Here is a 20,107-nt window from a genome sequence, read left to right on the forward strand (position 1 = left end):
GTGGTGGTCCATGAGTGAGATCCAGTCGCTGACGGAACAGGCCCTCGCCGACATCGCGGCGGCGACGTCGCCGGAGTCGATCGAGGCGCTGCGCGTCGCGTTGCTCGGCAAGTCCGGCAGCATCACCGGCCAGCTCAAACAGCTCGGCGTCCTCCCTCCGGATCAGCGCAAGACCGCCGGCGAGGCGATCAACGCGGCACGCGACACGGTGACCGTCGCGCTCGCCGCGCGCCGCACGACGCTGGAATCCGCCGCGCTCGATGCACGCCTCGCCACCGAATCGATCGACGTCACGCTGCCCGGTGCCGACGTCGCACGCGGCGGCCTGCATCCGGTCAGCCGCACGCTCGAGCGCATCGCCGAGATCTTCGGTCGCCTCGGCTACCGGCTCTCGGACGGACCGGAGATCGAGGACGACTGGCACAACTTCGAGGCGCTGAATTTCCCGCCGCACCATCCGGCGCGCGCGATGCACGACACGTTCTACTTCGGCGACGGACGCCTGCTGCGCACGCACACCTCCGGCGTCCAGGTGCGCTTCATGCAGGAACACCAGCCGCCCCTGCGCATGATCGCGGCGGGCAAGGTCTACCGCAGCGATTCCGACCAGACGCACACGCCGATGTTCCACCAGGTCGAAGGCTTGCTGGTCGACGACCGCGCGAGCTTCGCCGACCTCAAGGGCACGCTCGTCGAGTTCGTTCGCGCCTTCTTCGAGGACGACCTCGAGATGCGCTTCCGCCCGAGCTATTTCCCCTTCACCGAGCCGTCGGCGGAAGTCGACATCGCCTGGAAGCAGCCCGACGGCAGCACGCGCTGGCTCGAGGTGCTCGGCTGCGGCATGGTGCATCCGAACGTGCTGCGCAACGTCGGCATCGATCCGGAGAAGTACACCGGTTTCGCATTCGGCCTGGGCGTCGAGCGCTTCGCGATGCTGCGCTACGGCGTCGACGACCTGCGCAGCTTCTTCGAGAACGACGTGCGCTTCCTGCGCCAGTTCGCCTAAGGCTTTTCTCCGATTCCTGATCCGCCGGCGGCAGGCCGGCGCGACGAGCGAGATCCCGATGAAGTTCTCCGAAAACTGGCTCCGCCAGCATGTCCCGACGCAGGCCACGCGCGACGAGCTCGCCGCGACGCTCACCGCGATCGGCCTCGAAGTGGAAGAGGTCACGCCGCTGGGCGACGCGCTGGACGGTGTCGTCGTCGCTCGCATCGTCCGCGCGGAGCGCCATCCAGAAGCCGACCGCCTGCAGGTCTGCGACGTCGACATCGGGCAGGGCGACACGGTGCAGATCGTCTGCGGCGCGCCGAACGCGCGGGTCGGCCTCGCCGCACCCTTAGCCACGGTCGGCACGACGCTGCCGGGCGGCATCGCGATCAAGGCGGCGAAGCTGCGCGGCGTGGAGTCGTTCGGGATGCTGTGCTCGGCGAAGGAGCTCGGCATCGATGCCGATGCGTCGGGGCTGCTCGAACTGCCGGACGACGCACCGATCGGCGCGCCTCTGGCGGATTTCCTCGCCTTGCCGGACGCGAGCATCGAGATCAAGCTCACGCCGAACCGTGCCGACTGCTTCAGCGTGCGCGGCATTGCCTTCGACGTCGCGGCGGCGACCGGTGCGCAGGTCGCGCCGCTCGACATCGCGCCGGTTCCGGCCGAAACGACGTCGACGCTCGCCGTCGAGCTCGACGCCGGTGCCGACGCGCCGCGCTACTGCGGCCGCGTGATCGAGGGCGTGGATGCGGCGCGACCGACGCCGGCCTGGATGGCCGAACGCCTGCGCCGCAGCGGCATCCGCCCGGTGTCGTTCCTCGTCGACGTCACCCAGTACGTGATGATCGAACTCGGTCAGCCGATGCATGCCTTCGACCGCGCAACGCTTCGCGGGCCGGTCGGCGTGCGCGCCGCGCGGGATGGCGAGTCGCTCAAGCTGCTCGACGGACGTGACGCCGCGCTCGACGCGCAGTTCCTCGTCGTCACCGATGCGGATCGCCCGGTGGCGCTCGCGGGCCTCATGGGCGGGCACGACACGCGCGTCACCGATGGGACCCGCGACGTCTTCCTCGAGTCGGCCCACTTCGCGCCAAGCGCCATCATCGGCCGCGGCCGCAGGCTCGGCCTGCATACCGATGCCTCGCATCGCTTCGAGCGTGGCGTCGATCCGGCGCTGCCGCGCACCGCGATCGAATACGCGACGCGCCTGATTCTCGACGTCGCGGGCGGCCGCCCCGGTCCGGTCGTGGAGGCCGCGCTCGACGAGCACCTGCCGCGTCCGGCCGCCATCGGCCTGCGACGTGACCGTCTCGCCCGCCTGCTGGGCACGCAGGTCGCGGACGCGGAGGTCGGACGCATACTCGGCGCGCTCGGGCTGCAGGTGGAGACCGTCGCCGACGGCTGGCGCGTGACGCCGCCGAGCCGGCGCTTCGACCTCGCGATCGAGGAGGATCTCGTCGAGGAGGTCGCGCGAATCCACGGTTACGACGCTGTGCCGGCCACCCTGCCGTCCGGCGTCGTGCCCCTCGCGCCGGCTTCGGAGACCCGCGTCGACGCCGCGCACCTGCGCCGGGCGATGGCGGTACGCGACTACCTCGAAGCGATCAACTACGCCTTCGTCGACGCGGCGTGGCTCGACGCCTGGTCGCTGCAGGACGGCGCCGTCGCGCTGGCCAATCCGCTCAGCGCGGAGCTCGCCGTCATGCGCACCTCGCTGCTGCCGGGCCTCGCGGCCGCGCTCGGTCGCAATGCCGCGCGCCAGCAGCCGCGCGTGCGCCTGTTCGAGCTCGGCAACGTCTTCCATGCGGCGGGCGAGGGCGAAATGCCCCGGCACACCCAGCGCGTCGCCGCGGTCGCCTGTGGCGACGTCGCGGGCGAGCAGTGGAGTGGCGCGTCGCGTCCGGTCGGCTTCCATGACCTGAAGGGCGACCTCGAAAGCCTCGCCGCGGTGTCCGGCGCCCGCCTAACCTTCGAACGCTCGACGAGGCCTTGGGGCCATCCCGGTCGATCGGCCGACGTGCTGCTCGGCGGGCGGGTGGTCGGCTGGATCGGCCAGCTGCATCCGCGCCTGCAGCAGGCGATCGGATTGGACGTCGATGTCGTCGCGTTCGAGGTCGACCTCGACGCCGTGCAACGGCGCGCGTTGCCGAAGGCGGAGGCCCTGTCGCGCTATCCGTCCGTCCGGCGCGACCTCGCGTTCGTCGTCGCCGACTCGGTGCCGTGGAGCGCGCTCGAGGCGGCCGTGCGCGGTGCCGCGGGGCCGTCGCTGCGCGACCTCGTGCTGTTCGACGTCTACCGGGGCAAGGGTGTCGAAACCGGTTTCAAGAGTGTGGCCATGGGCTTGATCCTGCAGGAAAAAACCCGCACTCTGACCGACCGCGACGTGGACGCCGTCGTCGGCGACGTGGTCGCCGAACTGCAGCGTGAGCACGGCGCGACGATCCGCAGCTGAGCCCGAGGAAACGCACCGATGACGCTGACCAAGGCCGAGATGGCCGAGCGACTGTTCGACGAGGTCGGCCTCAACAAGCGCGAGGCGAAGGAGTTCGTCGATTCGTTCTTCGACGTGCTGCGCCAGGCGCTCGAAGGCGGTCGCCAGGTGAAGCTCTCGGGCTTCGGCAATTTCGACCTGCGGCGCAAGAACCAGCGGCCGGGCCGCAATCCGAAGACGGGCGAGGAGATTCCGATCTCCGCGCGCACCGTCGTGACGTTCCGCCCGGGCCAGAAGCTGAAGGAACGTGTCGAGGCGTATTCCGGAGCGGCCGACCATGCTTGATCCGGGCAGCAACAAGGAACTGCCGCCGATCCCGGCGAAGCGCTACTTCACGATCGGTGAAGTGAGCGAGCTGTGCGACGTCAAGCCGCACGTGCTGCGCTACTGGGAAACGGAATTCCCGACGCTCAATCCGGTCAAGCGTCGGGGCAACCGCCGCTACTACCAGCGTCACGAAGTGCTGATGGTGCGCCAGATCCGCGGGCTGCTGTATGAGCAGGGCTACACGATCGGCGGCGCGCGCCTGCGACTCGAAGGCGATGACCAGAAGCAGGAATCCGCGCTCAGCTCGCAGATTGTGCGGCAGGTGCGGATGGAGCTCGAGGAAGTGCTGCAGCTGCTGCGTCGCTGAGCGGTCGCAGTACGCGCTACGGCGCGTGGCGGATTGCCCTCGGGTACGGACGCCAGCGTTTCGATTGATTGCATCCATCCCGCAGGCGCGCGGGCGTCGAGCAGCTGCGCTCGCACGCGGCGCGCATCCGCGAGCGTCAGTGTCGACGACGTGCGCATCCCGCCGCAGACACCCTCGCGACCCTCGAAACGCCGGTCGACCCGCGGCGACCGGTTGCGTGGCACCTGCACGCCGATACGCCGCGATGTTTCGGCCGGTCGGACCTGCGACGTGCCGCCTTCAGCCAACCGGGGACGCAACCGCTGCGGCGCGCTATACTGCGCGCCCGCTTCGGCGGGAGGCTTTCGGGGTATAGCGCAGCCTGGTAGCGCACCAGTCTGGGGGACTGGTGGTCGTCGGTTCGAATCCGGCTACCCCGACCAATTCGATGCATCGCGACGCCCGGCCCCGTGCCGGGCGTCGTCGTTTCCGGCGTCCCGAACGTAGGAAGGCCGCATGGCACATGCAGCGGGTCCGATCGATCGTGAAGATCGCGGAACTTCACGCGCCGCCTCGCGTCTGAGCGGCAGTCCTCTTCATGAACAGGGAATGCTATGCGTTCGATTCCGCTCGTCCTCGCCGCCGTGCTCGTGCTCGCGGTGGGCACCACGTCCGCGCAGGCGCCGCCTTCCGCGACCGCGCCGGCCGATTCCGGTGCCGTGCTCGAGACCGCGGTCGTGCGCGCGCCCGGTCCCGGCATGTGGAAGGTCCAACGCGGCGACCACACCCTCTGGATCCTCGGCACCGTCTCGCCGCTGCCGGCCGGCATGGTGTGGAACTCGGCGCGCATGCGCCGGACCGTGGCCTCGGCGGACGCGGTGCTCTATGGCCCGATGGTGGTGGTCGGGACCGACGTCGGGTTCTTCGGCAAACTCGCGCTGCTGCCGTCCCTGGTGGGCATCCGCGAGCTGCCCGACGACCGCCGCCTGAGCGATGTGCTGCCACCGGCGACCTATGCGCGCTGGGCGAGCCTCAAGCGCCGCTACATCGGCAATGACGCGGCCGTCGAGCAATGGCGCCCGATCTTCGCCGCCGGCAAGCTCTACGAGGAGGCCCTCGAGCAGCGCCACCTGTCCCAGAAGAGTGTCGTCGGGCCGGCGCTGACGGAGGCGCTGAAGGCACGCGGGATGAAAGGCATCTCGCCGGCCGCGAAACTGACGATCGCGAACCCGAAGAAGGTGATCAAGGAATTCAAGGGCACGCAGCTTGCCGACGTGCGCTGCTTCGAGCACCTGCTCGACCGCGTCGAAAACGATCTGGACATGCTGCAGGCCCGTGCGCAGGCTTGGGCGTCGGGCGACATCGCCACGCTGCGCGCGCTCGATCGCGGCGAGCCCGGCGAGGATTGCGAGGACGCGCTGCTCAGCGGTGCCTTCGCGAAGAAGTACGGCCTCGATACGCTGCGAGCGCAGGCGCGCACCAAATGGATCGCCGAGGCCGAGGCGAGCCTCGCGAAGAACCGCGTGACGTTCTCCACGCTGCAGATGCACGAAGTGCTGTCGCCGCGTGGCGTGGTGGCGGCACTGGCGGCGAAGGGCTACGTGGTGGAGGCGCCGTCCGACGTTTCCGCGCCATGAGCGACGACGTGCTTCTCCACGACAGGACGGTGCTCGCGGGATACGCATCCGCTACGCTGCCCGTCGCGTATCTCGACCGCCCCTGATCGGAGAACCGGATGAAAACGTCGCTGCTGCTCCCCTCCCTGCTCGTCGGCCTGGTCGGGGTGGGCGCTGGATGCTCGCGCACGACGCCCGCGCCCGCCAGCGCCGCGGATACGCCGCGCGTCGCGCGTACGGCCGCGCCCGTGCAGGCGCAGGCGCCGGCCACGTCGATGGATCCCTGCGCGATCCTCGACCTCTCCGACGTACGGCAGGTGCTGCCCGACGCGCAGGCGGGTGTCCGGGATCGCGGCGACGAGGCCAACGGCGTGATGCTCTGCAACTGGACGGGTGCCGGGGGCCGGGTGTCGTTGCAGCTCCACGATTCGCCGCAGGGCGCGATCGTACGGGAGGTGCAGGAGCTGGCCCTGGGCCTGGTCGACCTGAAGAACCCGAAGGCCGCGGATGCGGTGCGGGTCGAGGCCGTGCCGAAGGTCGGGGACGCGACCTTCGCGGTCGCCGAGAAGGTCGCTGCGGGGCGTGGCATCCGCCGGGCCGATGCGGTCGTCGCGACGCAGAAGGGCTTCCGCGTTGTGATCATCTCGGCGCCGGTCCTCGCGGCGGGGGATCGTACCGTCGCCCTGTCGAAGCTCACGGGCCTCGCGCAGGCGGCCGTCGCGAAGTTGTAGCGCCGTGGCGCGGGACATGGCCGTGTGGCGCCATGGCAGCGCACGGCGTCGACCCCTGAAAGTGTAAGCCAGTGGCTTCGTGCACGTGGTGCTAGGTAAACCGGTCCACGTGTCGGCAGCGGCATTGTCACGCTGCGTTTGACGGGGCTTCTCCGCAGTGGGCAGCCACTTCAACTCGATGGGGCTGCTTCCTAGCAGGATGCAGCTCCGGGACAGCGGCACCTCTCGCCTTCGTCGCGTACGTGAAGCCGAAGCGGCCCATGGCATGCACGGGCACCGCGAGTACCCACCGACCCTGTTTCAGCCAACGCGTTGCACGATCCAGTACGCCGCGAGTGCGGCGATGGCCAGCGACGCCCCGGGCAGCACGCGCGTCGGATAGCTCCGCACGCCGCGGATGCCGTACAGCACGGGCAGCACCACGGCGACGATCGCGAGCTGGCCGGCTTCCACGCCGAGGTTGAAGCCGAACAGCGCCGTCGCGTTGTCGCCCGGAGGCAGCCCGATCTCGCCCAGCGCGCCCGCGAAACCGAAGCCGTGGACGAGCCCGAAGCCGAAGGCGAGCAGCCACGGTCGACGCGTCACCAGCGGCCACACGTTGTTGAGCGCGGCGAGCAGCACGCTGGCCGCGATGGCGATCTCGACGGGCCGTGGCGCGGGCTGGACCAGACCCAGCGCGGCGAGGCTCAGCGTCACCGAATGCGCGACCGTGAACGCGGTGACCAGTGCGAGGGTATGCCCGAGCGCCTCGCGCGCGGAGCCCACCGGCCGCCATCGGCCCGCGTTGCGCGACAGCGCGGCGGGCAGGAGCAGCGACAGCAGGAAGGCGATGTGGTCGTAGCCGATCAGGATGTGGTGCACGCCTTCGCGCAGGAAGGTGAGGAACGTCTGCAGGCGGCCGCCGGTGCCGGACGCGAAATGCGCGACGCGGGCGCCGTCGCGCGCCACTGCACTGCGCGTGCCCTCCGCCGCGCGCAGCGTGACCAGCGCCGCGTGCGACGGTTCCTCGTCGGCCAGCAGGCGGAAGTCGACGTCGAGGCCTGCGGAAACGTCGCAGGATCCCACCAGCTGAAGGCTCGCGTGCGCGACGCCTTCGCGCGTGCGCGTGGCGAGCCCGTTCGGATGGAGCGGGCAGCGTCGACCGCCGGCGCGCAGGGCGACGGTGCGGGCGACGCGCGCTTCGAGCAGAGGCTGCATCGATCGCAATTCGCCCCAAGTGATCGCGTCGTCCGCGTTCGCGTCGAGCGGTAGGGCGAAGGCGAGGTCACGCAGCGGCACGTCGATGTCGACGGTGACGTCGCGCGTGCGTGCATCGATGTCCACGTGCGAGACCGACAGCGTATGCGCGGCCAACGGGCCTGCGAGCAGTAGCAAGGCGGCGAGGGCCGCGAAGTGCCTCATCGCGCGTCCGCCTCGGGCACCGGAACATGTTGCGACGCGGCCCATGCGCGGAGCCCGTCCAGGGCGCGCGGGCGACGGGCTGCTTTGGCCGTGCGAACGAGCAGCTCAACGTCCTCGGCGTCGCGCTGGCTCTCGAAGTTGCGTAGCGCCAGGTCGAGTGCCCGCGCAGGATTCCGCTGCAGGCTCAACTCATACTCGGCCTCGTCACGCAGCTCCGTCGGTTGGCCCGTAGCGTGTGCAAGCGCGAACCGTCGCCCGAGTTCCGCGCGCAACGCCGCCACCTCCGGAGCTTGCACGTGCTGTGCAGCGAGTGCGTGCTCCAGCAACAGGGTGTCGGTCAACGGTGCCGCGCGGAGCATTTGGATCGCGGCCATGTCGCGCCCATTGCGGCGCAGGTGCCTGGAGAACGCGGCAATAGAACGCACGTCGCCTGAGCCCAGGGTCATGGCGTGCGTGAACCAGCGGTCGGCGTCGGGCTCGCCTGCGCGCGACGCGATTTCACCGCGCAGCAACAGACCGTAGCGCCGCAGCGCGGGATCACCTCCTGCGGCCGAGAGCCAACGATCGGCAAACGTGGCCGCTGTAGTCCATTGCTGGAGACGCAACGAAAGCGACGCGGCGCACAGCATCCCGAGGCCGGCGTCGATTTGCAGGCTCAGCCGTCCGCAGTCCACCCGTGTCCTATCGACGCGGCCCTGAACCAGCTGTATCTGTGCACGGGATAGCAAAGCATCGCCGTCACGGGGAGACAGCGCGAGGAGCCGCTCGAGCTGCATCAGGGATTCGGCGAAATCGTGCCGGTGCTGCGCCGCGAACGCGCGCGCGCGCACGATTTCCGTGTTGGGGGTGTTGCGGGGATAGGCGTCGAGCAAGCGCTGCGCGCGTTCGGACAGGCGTGTGTCACCGGTCGTCGCGGCGAGCGCGAGCATGGACAGGATCTGCTGCGGCGGCGCCGTGCGCCCCGGACGGTGCGCCGTGGCCGCGCTGAACCCCGCCGGGAGACGTTCGAGAACTTCGTCCGGGTTCGAGGGGATGCGGGCGGGTGGCCGCTGGGCGCGCGCCTGTCCGGACGATGCAAGCGCGATGCAGGCCACGAGGAAAAGGATCTGGCGCATACGATGTCCGACTTTGCACAGAAAGACGGCGACGCAGGAGCGTCGCCGTCTGGACGATACGGATGCGCCGGGTTACGGCGCATCCGGAATGCTTATCGGAGGACGCCGTTCTTCTCGTTCGGCGAGCCCGGAAGCGGGTGCTGCAGGTACGGGAACGCATTGCGGAAGTACGTACCGTCGACGTAGGTGCCGTCGGTGTACGGAAGATTGCGCGACGGCGCTTGCGCGTCCGTGAGAAGCACGCCCATCGCCACGCGGAGCTCGATGTCCACGACATCGTCGCCCGGTCGACGCCCGTTCGGGAAGCCGGCGTTGTCGCCCGCGATCACGCCAAGCTCGTTCTGCGAAGTTCCGGGTACCGGGGCGATGCTCGTGTTAAGGCGCATCATCTCCGACGCACGCACGTTCGCCGGCTGGTTGAGCCCCGGGACACCGGTGAGGAACGCAGCCACGAGGTCGGTACGGGGGAACAGGTTAGGTGCCTGCACACCCGGAAACAACAGTTCAATCAGCTCCGGCAGCACCGGATTGGTCACGTACGTCGCGAACTGTCCGTCGTTGACCGGCATCGATGCATTGAACTTGTCCTTGTCGGGCAGCCCGATCACGATCTCATTCACCAACGGGTTCGCGAGACGCGACAGCTGGTCGGGACCTTCCGGGTTCGGTGTACGCGCCGTCGTCCATGCGCCGATGATGGGCCCATTGCCGCCGGCGGTGAGGCAGGAGATCGGCACTTCGATCGCAAGCGTGCTCACGTTCTTGTTGAAGAGCGCGTTGGGTTCGGAGTTGCGGCCGCCGACGGGGTTTAGGTTGATGAGGTCGAAGATCTCGCCGACGTTCACTGCGAAGCCTTCCCGGCGTTGCCCGACGAACACGCGAGCTTCCTGGGCGCAGCCCGGCAGCTGGGTGCGGTAGATGAAGCGATCCGCGTAGCTGGGGTAATCGGGAATGGACTTGTTACCGATGTTGTCGGTCGGCTTGATGAAGATGTCAGAGCCGTTTCGGATGTTGCGCGCCTGCGAGCGCGCGATGCCATCGCCTCGCACGGAGAGCTGATACACCTCGAAAACGTTCTGATTGTCGTGCAGCTCGGAATTACCGAACTGGCCGACGTTGATCAACGGTACAGGAACGTTCTGACCGTTCACCGGTACGGCAAGGTTGCGGAAGATGTTCGCGAACTCGAACTCGTAGACGATATCGGCGACAGCGTCACCGTCGTTGTCGATGTTGATCTCGTAGCTCGCGCGATCGTCAAACATGAAGAAGTTCGGGGCGCCGTACGGATCCTGCAGGGGCTGGTAGTTCGCGAGAATGGTCACGTACCCCTCGCGGCCCGGCTCGTAGCTGCGGAACATGTAAAGGTCCGTGCCGTCGACTTTCGGGTACTTCGTGATAAGCGGTGCTTCGCGATGGCTGGAAGCGCCAGCGCCGCCGATGGAGCCAAGGGCGATGGTCGCCAAGGCTGTAGCAATGAAGAGACGTTTCATGATGGACACCTGTGGTGCGGGGGGGGGCGGCTTGGCAGCCGGCGGACGTCGGCTGACCTCTTCGGTCGGTCGACACGAACGGTGCCCAACGGGATCCGTCCATCTTCAACTACGGTTCATATCGCCGGGCGGATGCAGGGAGGGTGACGAAAGATTCGCCGTCAACGGAGGGTGAATCCGCACAGGCTGTTGGTGCGTATGCTCCTAAGTTGTTCAGCGCCCGTTTCACAGACCGGCCCCGCCGTTGTATACGGAAAGGAAACTTTTCATGCGCCCCTTGCTGCTGGTTCTCGCTGGTGCACTGCTGTTGTCCGCCTGTGCCAAGCCGGGCGAGCCCTCGACTGACGCCGCCCCCGTCGCAGCCTCCGCTACCCCGGACTCCGCCGCGAGTGTCGACCCTCCGCCGACTGCCCGCCTGCGGGAGCGCGCGGCGCACATCGTCCTGCCGGTGCCGGTTGCGACCGGTCCCGGGGACGGCCCGATTTCAGCGAAATCCCTCGCCTTGAGGCCTGAGACCGTCCAGAAGGCGATCGTCGGGGCACTCGGCGAGGGCGCAGCGGGGGTCGACGTCAGCGTCGATCGGGGTATCGTGCATCTGTCGGGCGAGGTGCAAACCGAAGCGGACTACCAGCGGGCGAACTACGTGGCGCGCGCGGTCGACGGTGTCATCGAGATCGATCAGAGCCAGTTGCGGGTCGCGCGCTAACGGAGCGCAGTGAGCGTCGCTACCGACATGAGCCTGCAGCCCCTCGATGTCGTCTTCCGGCTCGCCCGGAGCGACCTGTCGCTCGCGAGCGTGCGTTACCGCGGCCTGGCTCCGGCAATTGCATTGCGCGACCGCGGCAGGCGCGTCGGACTGTCCACCGCGGGAGGCGGCGGCGGGCCGGAGGCGCGGATCGGAGTAGCGGTCAAGCCGCTCACGCAGGCGGATGCCGATTGGGCGGCGCGCCGTCGCGACCGTGCCGAGCCGGTGGTGGTCGATCTCTGCGACAACGTCTTCGTGGACGGCTACGGGGGCGACGGGGGGCGCGCATCGCGCCGCATCCGTGCCTTGCTTCCCGGCTGCCACGTCACGGTACCCACCCACGCGCTGCAGGATGTGGTGGTGCGCGAATGCTCGGTGCCGGCGGACACGGTATCGGTGGTGCCCGACATCGTCGAAACACCCGCCCTGCTGGCCCGCGAGGCCGCGTTGGTGGGCGCCCGTTCCTTTCACCGGGGTGATTTTGGGCGGCTCGGATCTTGGCTCGCGCGCATGCGACGGATGCGGCTGGGTCGCGGCGCAGTGCTGCTGTGGTTCGGGAACGCCGGTGCGCCGTGGGCAGCTTCAGGGCTCTCCGACCTGCTGCTGCTCGAAGATGCGTTGCGCGATACGGCGCGCCGTCATCGGGTCGAGCTTTGGATCGTGAGCAACGACGCTGCCCGCTATCGGGAAATCCGTCCTCGCCTGCCGGTGCCCACGCGTTACTTCGAGTGGTCGCCAGCGCGCCTGGACGCCCTGTTGCCCGCGGCCGATATCTGCCTCGTACCGAACAGCCTCGATCCCTTCTCGCGGACCAAGTCGGCGAACCGCGCAGTGAAAGCGCTGGCGGCCGCGGTACCGGTCGTGGCCACGCCTACGGCCGCTTGTCGCGCACTCGAAGGCGCAATCTGGCTCGACGACCCGGCCGCGGGTATCGACCGCTATCTGCAGGACCCCCCGCTGGTCCGTCAGCACCTGCAGGTCGGCCGTGCGCTGATCGCCCGCGACTACTCAATGAGCGCACTCGGCGCTGCAATGGCCGCGGTCGTGCGCGGCGCGCTGGAGGCCGCATGACGCATGTCGCAAGGCCACTCCTGGTGGTGTCGTTCTATGACCGACGCCCGGCCGAGTCTCTGGAGGTGCTGCTGGACAGTCTCGATCGTCGACCCGCTGGCGTCCCGTACGACCGCGTGCTCTGTGTCAATGCGACCGGCGCCGCGGTGCTGTTCGCGTCGATCCGTTGCCGGTTCGACGATGTGCTGGAACGGCCAAACGATGGCATGAACATCGGGGCCTGGGACGCGGCCTGGCGTCGGTGGCCGGGGCGGTCCGCCTATCTCTTCGTCCAGGATGAATGCCGTGCGATCGCGGACGACTGGTTCGCACGGTACCTGCACATCCTCGACCAACCGGGCGTCGGACTGGTCGGCGAGTGCTTCAACGCGGCTTGGGATGCCGCGTGGGACTCGCTGCGCAACGGCCCCGGGCGCGACCGGCTGCCCGAGCATAGGCTCGACGGCCGTGACGCAAATCGCGTCGACGTCTACCTCGATGCGATGCGCCGCTTCGGCATCGAACCCGGTCCGCGCGGACGCCACCTCCGCGCACTGACTTGGGCCGTGTCGGGAACGACGATGCAAGCGATCGGCGGTTTTCCGTCCGGGCGCAACTACGGCGAATGTATCGCCGCCGAGATCGCGGTGTCGAGGGCGGTCGAGTCGCAGGGCCTGGCCCTGCGGCAGGTGGGCGATGCCCCGTTCGACGTCTTCCGACACCGGGAATGGAACCAGGAGCACGCCGGTGGTGCGTTCACACATCGCGCCGTGTACCTGCGCGAGCGCGACGCCCTTCGCGAACAACTCGCCCGGCTGCAGCGTGAAGCGGCGCCGGATTGGCGGCGGTGGCTGCGCGCGGTGTTCGCACGGGCCGGCGGTGACGTCGGATGAACCGCTGGCCTCCCGAGGGGCTCGAGGAGTTCGCCGCGGCGCTGCCGTTCGGGCACCTGTTGCGCGGACGCCCGCCGATGGAGGCGGTCGCACGGTGGCGCTCCGAGTCGGATGCCTTCACCAGAATCGCGGCGCCCCGCCGAGTCGCGCTGCTGGTCGAGCCCACGGGTGACGACGCAGCACTGGCCGCCACGCTCGCGAGCTGGCGCCTGCAGACCTGGCCGGATACGCCATGGATCCTTTGTGATGAGGCGCCATGCTGCGGCGATTCGCAGCCCCTGCCGCTGTTCACTAGGCCGGCGCCGGATGCCGTCGAACTTCGCGCCGCCCAAATCGACTGGGTGATTCCGGCCGTGGCCGGCGATGTGCTGCATCCATCGCTTGCCGGCATCGTGGCGCTCGCCGACGGTGACGCGGACCTCGTCGGCTGGGACTGGCTCGACGCACAGCGTGATGCTGCGGGTGGGCTGAGGCCCGTCCGATTGAGGCGCGCACCGGCGCGCGATGGCGTCGCCGAGCGGCATCACGATCGCCGCGGCCGCGCGTTCGCGATCCGCGCGGCGAGCTGGAAGGGACGTCCGCGCGCCGATGCCTGGCACTGTCGCATGGCGCCCGTCGCCTTGCGGGAGCACGTGCACGCGGAGCCACTGTCGCTCCACGCGGTCATGCAACCCGTGCCACCTGTGGACGCCGCGGTGCTCGCGGCATACTGGATGCACCCGTTCGATGTCGCGTCGGACGGTGCGCTCCATCCCGTGCACGACGACACGTCGGTATCGGTGGTCGTCATGTTCCGTGACCAGTCGGAGCTGACCATCGCCGCCATCCGCTCACTCGTGCGCCAGCGCCTGGTGGGCACGCTGGAGTTGATCCTCGTCGACAATGGCTCCTCCGACGCCTCGCGCGATGCTGTCGAGCAAGCCGTGCGCAGCGAATGTACGGGCGCCGTTCGGTTCGTCCACTATCCGGGACCCTTCAACCACAGCGCGCAGGCCAATGCCGCTGCGCGAGCCGCGACCGGCGAAGTGCTCGTCTTCCTCAATAACGATGCCGAACTGATCGACGACGATGCATTGGACCGACTCGCCCGCTGGGCGCTGTTGCCGTGCGTGGCGACCGTCGGCCTGCAGCTGCTCGACGCGGATGGGGCGTGCATCGGTGGCGCTTTCCATGCCCGGGCGCGTCCCGGCCACGAAACGGATTCGCCGGTCGAGGAAGTGCGTGGCGAGAGCGGCGCGCTGTCGCGTGAGGTGGTGGGTAACACGTTCGCCTGCGTTGCCATTCGCCGCGAAGTCTTCCAGACACTTGGCGGGCTCGACGAGGTGGCGTTCCCGGCTGGCTACAACGACGTTGACTTGTGCCTACGGGCCCGCGCGCTGGGGTGGCGGCATGTGTACCTCGGGGACGTGCGTGCACAGCACCGCGTCGGCGCCTCGCGCGCGCGGCAGGACGAAGTCGCGCAGAAGCTCCTGCTGCGGCGGCGCCATCCCGGCCTTCAGGTAGATGCCCTTCGGCAGTACGACGCAGTCCCGGTGGCGCTGCCGCCGCTCGCTGCGGTCGCTCCCGCACCATTCTCCGAGGCCACGACCGTTCCATGACCGACATCCCCGACATTATCGAATGGTCCCGCAGCCAGCGCATGGGCGAGCGCCCCTGGCTGATGCTCGGCAAGGGCCCGTCGTTCCGGAAGCTCGCAGGCGTAGACACATCGGCCTTCGGGCTCCTCGCGCTGAACCACGTGGTCCGCGAGCGCCCGGTGGACATCGCGCACGCGATCGACCTGGACGTCGTGCGCGACTGCGGGGATGCGATTCTCGCCAACGCGAGCGTGTTGTGGATGCCTATGCATCCGCACGTGGAATGCAAGCCGTCGCGCCGCACACTGTACGACTGGGCGGCCGAAATGCCGGTGCTGCGCAGGCTCGTCGACGAAGGGCGACTGGCTTGGTACAACGCGGCCAGTTCGAAGATCCGCGTGCCGGGATCCCCGGTGGTCAACGTGCGCTTCTTCAGCGCGGAGGCCGCGCTCTATGCGCTGGCTCTGTGCGGCGCACGTACCGTTCGCTCGCTGGGCATTGACGGTGGCGCGAGCTATGCGGCGGAATTCGACGACCTTCGGGATTCCACGCTGCTGGCGAACGGCCATCCCTCGTTCGACCGCCAGTTCGCGCAGTTCGCCGCGATCATCCGCTCGACCGGCGTGTTCTACGCGCCGCTACACGTGCATGCCCCGGTGCGGGTCTTCGTCGGCACCGATCGGACGCAGCAGATCGGCTTCCGGGTGCTCGAGTACAGCATCCGACGGCACGCGAGCATGAGTGTCCAGGTCCAGGCCATCGACGACACCGACATCCCCATGCCGCGCGATCCCGCACAGCGGGCCCGCACGGGCTTCTCGTTCTCGCGCTTCCGCATCCCCGAGCTGTGCGGCCACCGTGGTCGTGCCCTGTACATGGACGCGGACATGCAGGTGTTCTCGGACGTCCTGCGCCTGTGGACGATGCCCTTCGAAGGCGCCCGCGTGCTCTACGCGGAAAGCGATGCGGCGGGCCAACGGTCACCGCAGTTCAGCGTGATGCTGCTCGACTGCGCGGCACTTGACTGGGACGTCGCGCGGATCGTCGGCGGGCTGGATAGCGGCGAGTACGGGTATGCCGACCTCATGCAGCAGCTGTGTATCGTCCCCGAAGCGGCGAAACGGGCCGGGCTCCCACCCGAGTGGAACTCGCTCGAGCATTACCAGGCGGGCCGGACGCACCTGCTTCATTACACCGATATGCCGACTCAGCCCTGGATTTGCCGCGGCAACCGCAACGGCGCGCTGTTCTACGCGGCGCTGCGCGATGCAGTAGACGAAGGGGCGATCGAGCGCGAGCTCATTTACGACGAGGTAGCGCGGGGCCATGTCTCCCCCGATCTGCCCAAGTGGATCGGTTTGCCGCCGGTGCACGACGACGCAAGGCTGCTTCGCGAATGGGTGCCGCCATACAAGCGACTGCTGGCGCCGTCCCGCACGGCCTCGGGGCAGGCGGCGTGAACCTCTACGACCTGCTGGCACGTGGCGACCGCATGGTCGATGCCCCGCGCGCTGGCGTCTCGGCCTGTGTGCTGAAGTTGCCGGCAGGCACGCAGCGTGCGGTGCACCTGGAGGACGGCGCCATGCTCCGCCTGCGCGGCGCGCATGAGGCAACGGCGCTGCGTGCGTTCCCATCGTCGCTGGATTGGCGTTGCCACTTAGGCCCTGGTGCCTCGCTGGCAGTCTGGATCGAAACGGCCGGCGGCGACCGTCATAGGTTGGCAGACGTCGCTGCGCCGCCGGCCGTGAAACCGCCGGAGCCCGCTCGCGGGCGGTGGTGGCCGCGCTCAGCGATCACACCCTTGCCTGCGGCGCCGGGGACTTCGTCGCGTGACGTCACGCTGGACTGGCCACTGCCCGTGCCGCCCGCGTTCGACCTCTGCCTGGAGCCGAAGGGGGGCGGCGTGGACCTCGCTGTCGGAGCCCTCTTCGACGGTCGGCTGCGCCTTCTGCCCATGCTGCGCGGGCATGGCATCGAGATCGGTCCGGGTCTGCATCCAGCCGTGCGGCCCGACGCGACGCGCACGGTCAAGTACGTCGAGAAATGCACGCCCGTTCAGTGGGAAGCGATGTATGCGAAGCAGGGTCTCGACACGGATCAGCGTGCGCTCTGGGACGACTACATCGTGGATTCCGCGGAGCGGCTCGATTCCTTCGACGATGCCTCGCTTGACTTCGTCTTCAGCAGCCACGTCGTCGAGCACCTGGTCAATCCTGTTGGCGCGCTGGAGACGTGGTGGTCCAAGCTGAGGCAGGGGGGCGTGATCGCAGGCATAGTGCCCGACGCGCGATACACCTTCGACCTGCGGCAACCGCTCACCACGCTCGACGAGCTGATGGCGCAGCATCGTGATGGCCTCGACCGGCCCACCGCGGCGATGTACGCGCGCTGGTGCCGGTACACGGCAGTCGACAGCCGGCCGGGGTCGCTCGCCGAGCGCGACTATGCCATCCACGTCAACTACTTTTCGCCTATGGTGTTCCGCGCGCTGCTCGACGCGCTCGCCGAGCTGAGCGGTGGCACCGCGGGCGTCTTCATCGAGTCCGTTCCCAACGGAAAGGACTTCGGTTTCGCGGTGGTGAAGCCATGAGTGCGCCGGGCTTCGTGCGGAGCGCCCCGAAACTCGACCGGTGTCTGCCGTGGGCCGAGGCACGTGTGTTGCTGCTCACTGCCTGCGATCGCGGCTACCTGCCCCATGCGCTGGCTCTCGCGCGCAGCCTCGACGCATTCAGTCCGGGCGCGCACCTGATGCTGCATCTGGTCAATCCGGACGAGCCCGCGCTGGCGCTGATCGAAGCCGAACGCGGCTTGCTGGCACAGACGCAGCTGCACCTGTCGACGGAAAAGGTCGCGCTTCCGCCGCGCGTGCCCAAGGCCGCCTACTACGCGAGCGCGCGGTTCCTTCGCATGGCCGAGCTCCTCGACCTTCGCAGCAGCGTGCCGGTGCTGGCCCTGGACGCCGACACCATTGCGGTCGCCCCGCTTACGTTCGACTTCAGTGACAAGCCCGAGGCGGAAATCTGCCTGCGCATGCGGGGCGAGGACGTGCCGGGGCACCTGCAGGTCGCGGCCGGGGCGGTCTGGGCACGTTCAACGCCGAGGTCACGCGAATTCTTCCAGGCTGTCGCCGGGGACCTCGTCGAAGCCTTTGCGTCGGGGGAGGCGCGCTGGTTCGTGGACCAGGTGGTGCTCGCCCGCCACGTTGCCGCAGGCACCGCAGCCGCCAAGGTGCGCAACCTGAAGACCCGTTTCGCCGACTGGGACCTCGGTGATGACGCGGTATTCTGGATGGGCAAGGGCGATCGCAAATACAGCGATGTCCGCTACCTGCTTCTGCGCGACGGATTCGATGCCGATCCGGCGCTTCGCGAGGCCGGTCGGCTGCTGCATGCACGCTGCCTCGCACGGCTACCTTCGGCGGACGCCGGCGCCGTGATGGAGCGGGCCGGGCGCCACTTCGCCGCCTCGCGCCCCGTCCAGGCTGCGATTTTCCTGCCACGACTCGACCTCCCATGGAAGCCCGAAAGCCTGCGTCCCGGCAAACCGCCGCCGGATCTCGCGCCCGACACGCTGGAGCTCCGGCTGTGGTGGAAGCGTTTCGCGATGACGCTGGCCGCGTCGCTGACCGGCCGTGGCGTCGACGTCCGGATCGTGGAGATCCCGGCCTGGGCAATCACCCCGGAGCGGGTTGACGCAGAAGGCGTCGATATGGCGTTCGTGCCCCACCGCAGCCACCTCGACTTCGGGCCCACGCGCACACTGCGGCGCTTCTACATGCAGCAGTACCTCGCGCAAGTCTTTGTCCTCGACCGGTCCGGCTGGGGCCCGGCGTCCTCGCGCTACCCCGTCCGGCCAGAAACGCTGCCCGCGGCGGTGCTGGGTGCCTGGGACCAGTACACGTCCACGATGGCGACAGGAACGCTGGCGTCGAAATTCGCCCAGCGACCCCGCCAGTCGCGGTCGGCGCTTCTCGCCCGCGGGCAAATACCCGATGCACCGTTTCTGTTCTTTCCGCTCCAGCTACCGCACGACCGTGCGATTGCGCAGTTCAGCGACGTATCCATGGAACTGGCGTTCGACGCGGTCGTCGCATTCGGCGCCAGGCGTGGGCTTATCGTGGTCGCCAAGGAGCACCCCGCGAACCGCGCCAGCATGCAGCCGTTTCGCGAACGTGCGAATGCCTTCCCGGTGCTGTGGTCGGAAGCGCACGTCCACGATCTCCTGTGCCATGCCGGGGGCATCGTCACAGTGAACAGCGGGGTGGGCTTCGAGGCGCTGCTCGCGGACCGGCCTGTCGTGTGCCTCGGACGCGCGGACTACGACAGGGTGGTGCACTCCACCGGGCCCGATGGTCTCGACACCGCCTGGGACAACGCACTTGCGGAAGATCCCTCGCGCCGCCGTGCGCGTTATGCGCGTTTCGTCGATTGGTTCCTGGGCCGGTACGCCGTCGACCTTTCGCGGCCGGCGACATCCGCTGCCGTGCTGCGTCGTGAAATCGACGCCGTGCTGGCCGAAGCGATGGGCCGCCGCGCTGGGCACACCTCCGACGGGCTGCCCGCGCATCACCTGGAGTTCGCTGGATGAGCAGCTTGGTCCTTCCGCGCCACGCGGGCCGCGTATCCCGCGCCCTGTCCACCGCATGGCTCCTGGCCTCGCGTGAGTGGCTCGGCGACTATCGCCGTTCACGCACGAACGCGATCTGGCCACTCCTGCATCCGATCGCCTATACCGCGCTCTTCGTCGCGCTGCGACCGGTTATCGGGCTCCGGAACGGCGACGTCGCCGGATATGCCCTGTTCGTCTTCATCGGCTTTTCGCTGTGGCAAGGCTGGATCGACGTCCTGCGCACGCAGCTCAACGGGATCAGGAGGCACCGGGCGCTCGTCGTACGGGGGGAGCTCGGGCTGGGCACGCTGATGCTGTCGACCACGATGCTGTCGGCGATCGCGGTGCTGCCGAGGCTGCTCGTCGCGGCCGTGGCGGCCTGTGCGATGTTTCAACCGCCCGCCGCGGGAATCGCAGCCCTTTTCGTTGCCGGTGGGCTGCTGCTCGCGAACGGATCACTCATCGGCGCGGTCCTGCAGCCTTTCGCAACGCTGTCGCCCGCGGTCGACCGTGTCGTGCAGGCCGCAATGCTTGCGCTGTTCGTCACCGGAGGCGTGTTCACGGCGGCCCCTGCGTCGGCCGCACCGGCGCTGCGCGTGATCCTCGCGGTTAATCCGCTGGCTTCCCTGATCGATGCTGCACGTGCGCCACTGTTCGGGGAGGCGCCGGAACATGTCGGGGTCGCGATCGGCTGGTCGCTCTGCACGTTGGTGGGCATCGTGGGATGGCCGCGCCTCGGGCGCCGCCTCGTGCCGATCGTCGTCGAGCGACTGGGAAACTGAC

At 68.8% G+C, this 20,107-nt stretch carries 17 protein-coding genes and 1 tRNA gene; 15 read left to right on the forward strand and 3 right to left on the reverse strand.

Annotated features, from left to right (window positions below; all coding sequences use genetic code 11):
- The first annotated feature begins 10 nt into the window (after positions 1-10).
- The 7 genes from pheS (at position 11) to ACY35P_RS02930 (ending at position 6,442) form a co-directional block, all read left to right on the forward strand.
- Positions 11-1,006, forward strand: coding sequence for a phenylalanine--tRNA ligase subunit alpha (gene pheS / locus ACY35P_RS02900; RefSeq protein ID WP_462114323.1), 996 nt, complete (start codon positions 11-13; stop codon positions 1,004-1,006).
- A gap of 58 nt (positions 1,007-1,064) precedes the next feature.
- A complete protein-coding gene (gene pheT / locus ACY35P_RS02905; protein WP_462114324.1) occupies positions 1,065-3,443 on the forward strand; it encodes a phenylalanine--tRNA ligase subunit beta in 2,379 nt (792 codons plus the stop codon).
- Between the two features lie 18 nt (positions 3,444-3,461).
- On the forward strand, positions 3,462-3,767 hold the full coding sequence (locus ACY35P_RS02910; protein ID WP_462114325.1) for an integration host factor subunit alpha: 306 nt from the start codon (positions 3,462-3,464) through the stop codon (positions 3,765-3,767).
- A complete protein-coding gene (locus ACY35P_RS02915; protein ID WP_462114326.1) occupies positions 3,760-4,116 on the forward strand; it encodes a MerR family transcriptional regulator in 357 nt (118 codons plus the stop codon). The genes ACY35P_RS02910 and ACY35P_RS02915 overlap by 8 nt, the downstream gene beginning before the upstream one ends.
- Positions 4,117-4,461: 345 nt before the next feature.
- Positions 4,462-4,538: transfer RNA gene (locus ACY35P_RS02920), tRNA-Pro, on the forward strand.
- A gap of 171 nt (positions 4,539-4,709) precedes the next feature.
- Positions 4,710-5,732, forward strand: coding sequence for a TraB/GumN family protein (locus tag ACY35P_RS02925; protein ID WP_462114327.1), 1,023 nt, complete (start codon positions 4,710-4,712; stop codon positions 5,730-5,732).
- Positions 5,733-5,830: 98 nt separating this feature from the next.
- Positions 5,831-6,442, forward strand: a complete 612-nt coding sequence (locus ACY35P_RS02930; RefSeq protein WP_462114328.1) for a DUF3558 family protein — start codon at positions 5,831-5,833, stop codon at positions 6,440-6,442.
- A 300-nt stretch (positions 6,443-6,742) separates the two neighbouring features.
- On the opposite strand, the gene ACY35P_RS02935 is transcribed toward ACY35P_RS02930, so the two are convergent.
- From ACY35P_RS02935 to ACY35P_RS02945, 3 genes are all read right to left on the reverse strand, one after another.
- Positions 6,743-7,843, reverse strand: a complete 1,101-nt coding sequence (locus tag ACY35P_RS02935; protein ID WP_462114329.1) for a HupE/UreJ family protein — start codon at positions 7,841-7,843, stop codon at positions 6,743-6,745.
- Positions 7,840-8,958 (reverse strand): tetratricopeptide repeat protein, encoded by a 1,119-nt coding sequence (locus tag ACY35P_RS02940; RefSeq protein ID WP_462114330.1) that lies wholly within the window; start codon positions 8,956-8,958, stop codon positions 7,840-7,842. Before ACY35P_RS02940 ends, ACY35P_RS02935 begins: the two co-directional genes overlap by 4 nt.
- Positions 8,959-9,050: 92 nt before the next feature.
- Positions 9,051-10,451 (reverse strand): DUF4331 domain-containing protein, encoded by a 1,401-nt coding sequence (locus ACY35P_RS02945; RefSeq protein WP_462114331.1) that lies wholly within the window; start codon positions 10,449-10,451, stop codon positions 9,051-9,053.
- A 268-nt stretch (positions 10,452-10,719) separates the two neighbouring features.
- On the opposite strand from ACY35P_RS02945, the gene ACY35P_RS02950 reads away from it, so the two are divergent.
- From ACY35P_RS02950 to ACY35P_RS02985, 8 genes are all read left to right on the forward strand, one after another.
- Positions 10,720-11,157, forward strand: coding sequence for a BON domain-containing protein (locus ACY35P_RS02950; RefSeq protein WP_462114332.1), 438 nt, complete (start codon positions 10,720-10,722; stop codon positions 11,155-11,157).
- A gap of 27 nt (positions 11,158-11,184) precedes the next feature.
- Entirely contained in the window at positions 11,185-12,267 is a 1,083-nt protein-coding gene (locus ACY35P_RS02955) for a hypothetical protein (RefSeq protein WP_462114333.1), read from the forward strand.
- Positions 12,268-12,413: 146 nt separating this feature from the next.
- Positions 12,414-13,139 (forward strand): hypothetical protein, encoded by a 726-nt coding sequence (locus tag ACY35P_RS02960; RefSeq protein ID WP_462114334.1) that lies wholly within the window; start codon positions 12,414-12,416, stop codon positions 13,137-13,139.
- Positions 13,136-14,737, forward strand: a complete 1,602-nt coding sequence (locus ACY35P_RS02965; RefSeq protein ID WP_462114335.1) for a glycosyltransferase family 2 protein — start codon at positions 13,136-13,138, stop codon at positions 14,735-14,737. Before ACY35P_RS02960 ends, ACY35P_RS02965 begins: the two co-directional genes overlap by 4 nt.
- Positions 14,734-16,176: a glycosyltransferase gene (locus tag ACY35P_RS02970; RefSeq protein WP_462114336.1), complete on the forward strand. Its 1,443-nt coding sequence runs from the start codon at positions 14,734-14,736 to the stop codon at positions 16,174-16,176. The genes ACY35P_RS02965 and ACY35P_RS02970 overlap by 4 nt, the downstream gene beginning before the upstream one ends.
- Entirely contained in the window at positions 16,173-17,306 is a 1,134-nt protein-coding gene (locus ACY35P_RS02975) for a methyltransferase domain-containing protein (protein WP_462114337.1), read from the forward strand. Before ACY35P_RS02970 ends, ACY35P_RS02975 begins: the two co-directional genes overlap by 4 nt.
- Positions 17,303-19,303 (forward strand): capsular polysaccharide export protein, LipB/KpsS family, encoded by a 2,001-nt coding sequence (locus ACY35P_RS02980; protein ID WP_462114338.1) that lies wholly within the window; start codon positions 17,303-17,305, stop codon positions 19,301-19,303. Before ACY35P_RS02975 ends, ACY35P_RS02980 begins: the two co-directional genes overlap by 4 nt.
- Positions 19,300-20,106, forward strand: coding sequence for an ABC transporter permease (locus tag ACY35P_RS02985; protein ID WP_462114339.1), 807 nt, complete (start codon positions 19,300-19,302; stop codon positions 20,104-20,106). Before ACY35P_RS02980 ends, ACY35P_RS02985 begins: the two co-directional genes overlap by 4 nt.
- Position 20,107: the final 1 nt, after the last annotated feature.

Source organism: Lysobacter xanthus (assembly GCF_047159895.1).

Bases quoted from the DNA above. Each gene is read 5' to 3' on its own strand.
- pheS (WP_462114323.1), top strand. From the start codon at position 11: ATGAGTGAGATCCAGTCGCTGACGGAACAGGCCCTCGCCGACATCGCG.
- pheT (WP_462114324.1), top strand. From the start codon at position 1,065: ATGAAGTTCTCCGAAAACTGGCTCCGCCAGCATGTCCCGACGCAGGCC.
- ACY35P_RS02910 (WP_462114325.1), top strand. From the start codon at position 3,462: ATGACGCTGACCAAGGCCGAGATGGCCGAGCGACTGTTCGACGAGGTC.
- ACY35P_RS02915 (WP_462114326.1), top strand. From the start codon at position 3,760: ATGCTTGATCCGGGCAGCAACAAGGAACTGCCGCCGATCCCGGCGAAG.
- ACY35P_RS02925 (WP_462114327.1), top strand. From the start codon at position 4,710: ATGCGTTCGATTCCGCTCGTCCTCGCCGCCGTGCTCGTGCTCGCGGTG.
- ACY35P_RS02930 (WP_462114328.1), top strand. From the start codon at position 5,831: ATGAAAACGTCGCTGCTGCTCCCCTCCCTGCTCGTCGGCCTGGTCGGG.
- ACY35P_RS02935 (WP_462114329.1), bottom strand. From the start codon at position 7,843: ATGAGGCACTTCGCGGCCCTCGCCGCCTTGCTACTGCTCGCAGGCCCG.
- ACY35P_RS02940 (WP_462114330.1), bottom strand. From the start codon at position 8,958: ATGCGCCAGATCCTTTTCCTCGTGGCCTGCATCGCGCTTGCATCGTCC.
- ACY35P_RS02945 (WP_462114331.1), bottom strand. From the start codon at position 10,451: ATGAAACGTCTCTTCATTGCTACAGCCTTGGCGACCATCGCCCTTGGC.
- ACY35P_RS02950 (WP_462114332.1), top strand. From the start codon at position 10,720: ATGCGCCCCTTGCTGCTGGTTCTCGCTGGTGCACTGCTGTTGTCCGCC.
- ACY35P_RS02955 (WP_462114333.1), top strand. From the start codon at position 11,185: ATGAGCCTGCAGCCCCTCGATGTCGTCTTCCGGCTCGCCCGGAGCGAC.
- ACY35P_RS02965 (WP_462114335.1), top strand. From the start codon at position 13,136: ATGAACCGCTGGCCTCCCGAGGGGCTCGAGGAGTTCGCCGCGGCGCTG.
- ACY35P_RS02970 (WP_462114336.1), top strand. From the start codon at position 14,734: ATGACCGACATCCCCGACATTATCGAATGGTCCCGCAGCCAGCGCATG.
- ACY35P_RS02980 (WP_462114338.1), top strand. From the start codon at position 17,303: ATGAGTGCGCCGGGCTTCGTGCGGAGCGCCCCGAAACTCGACCGGTGT.
- ACY35P_RS02985 (WP_462114339.1), top strand. From the start codon at position 19,300: ATGAGCAGCTTGGTCCTTCCGCGCCACGCGGGCCGCGTATCCCGCGCC.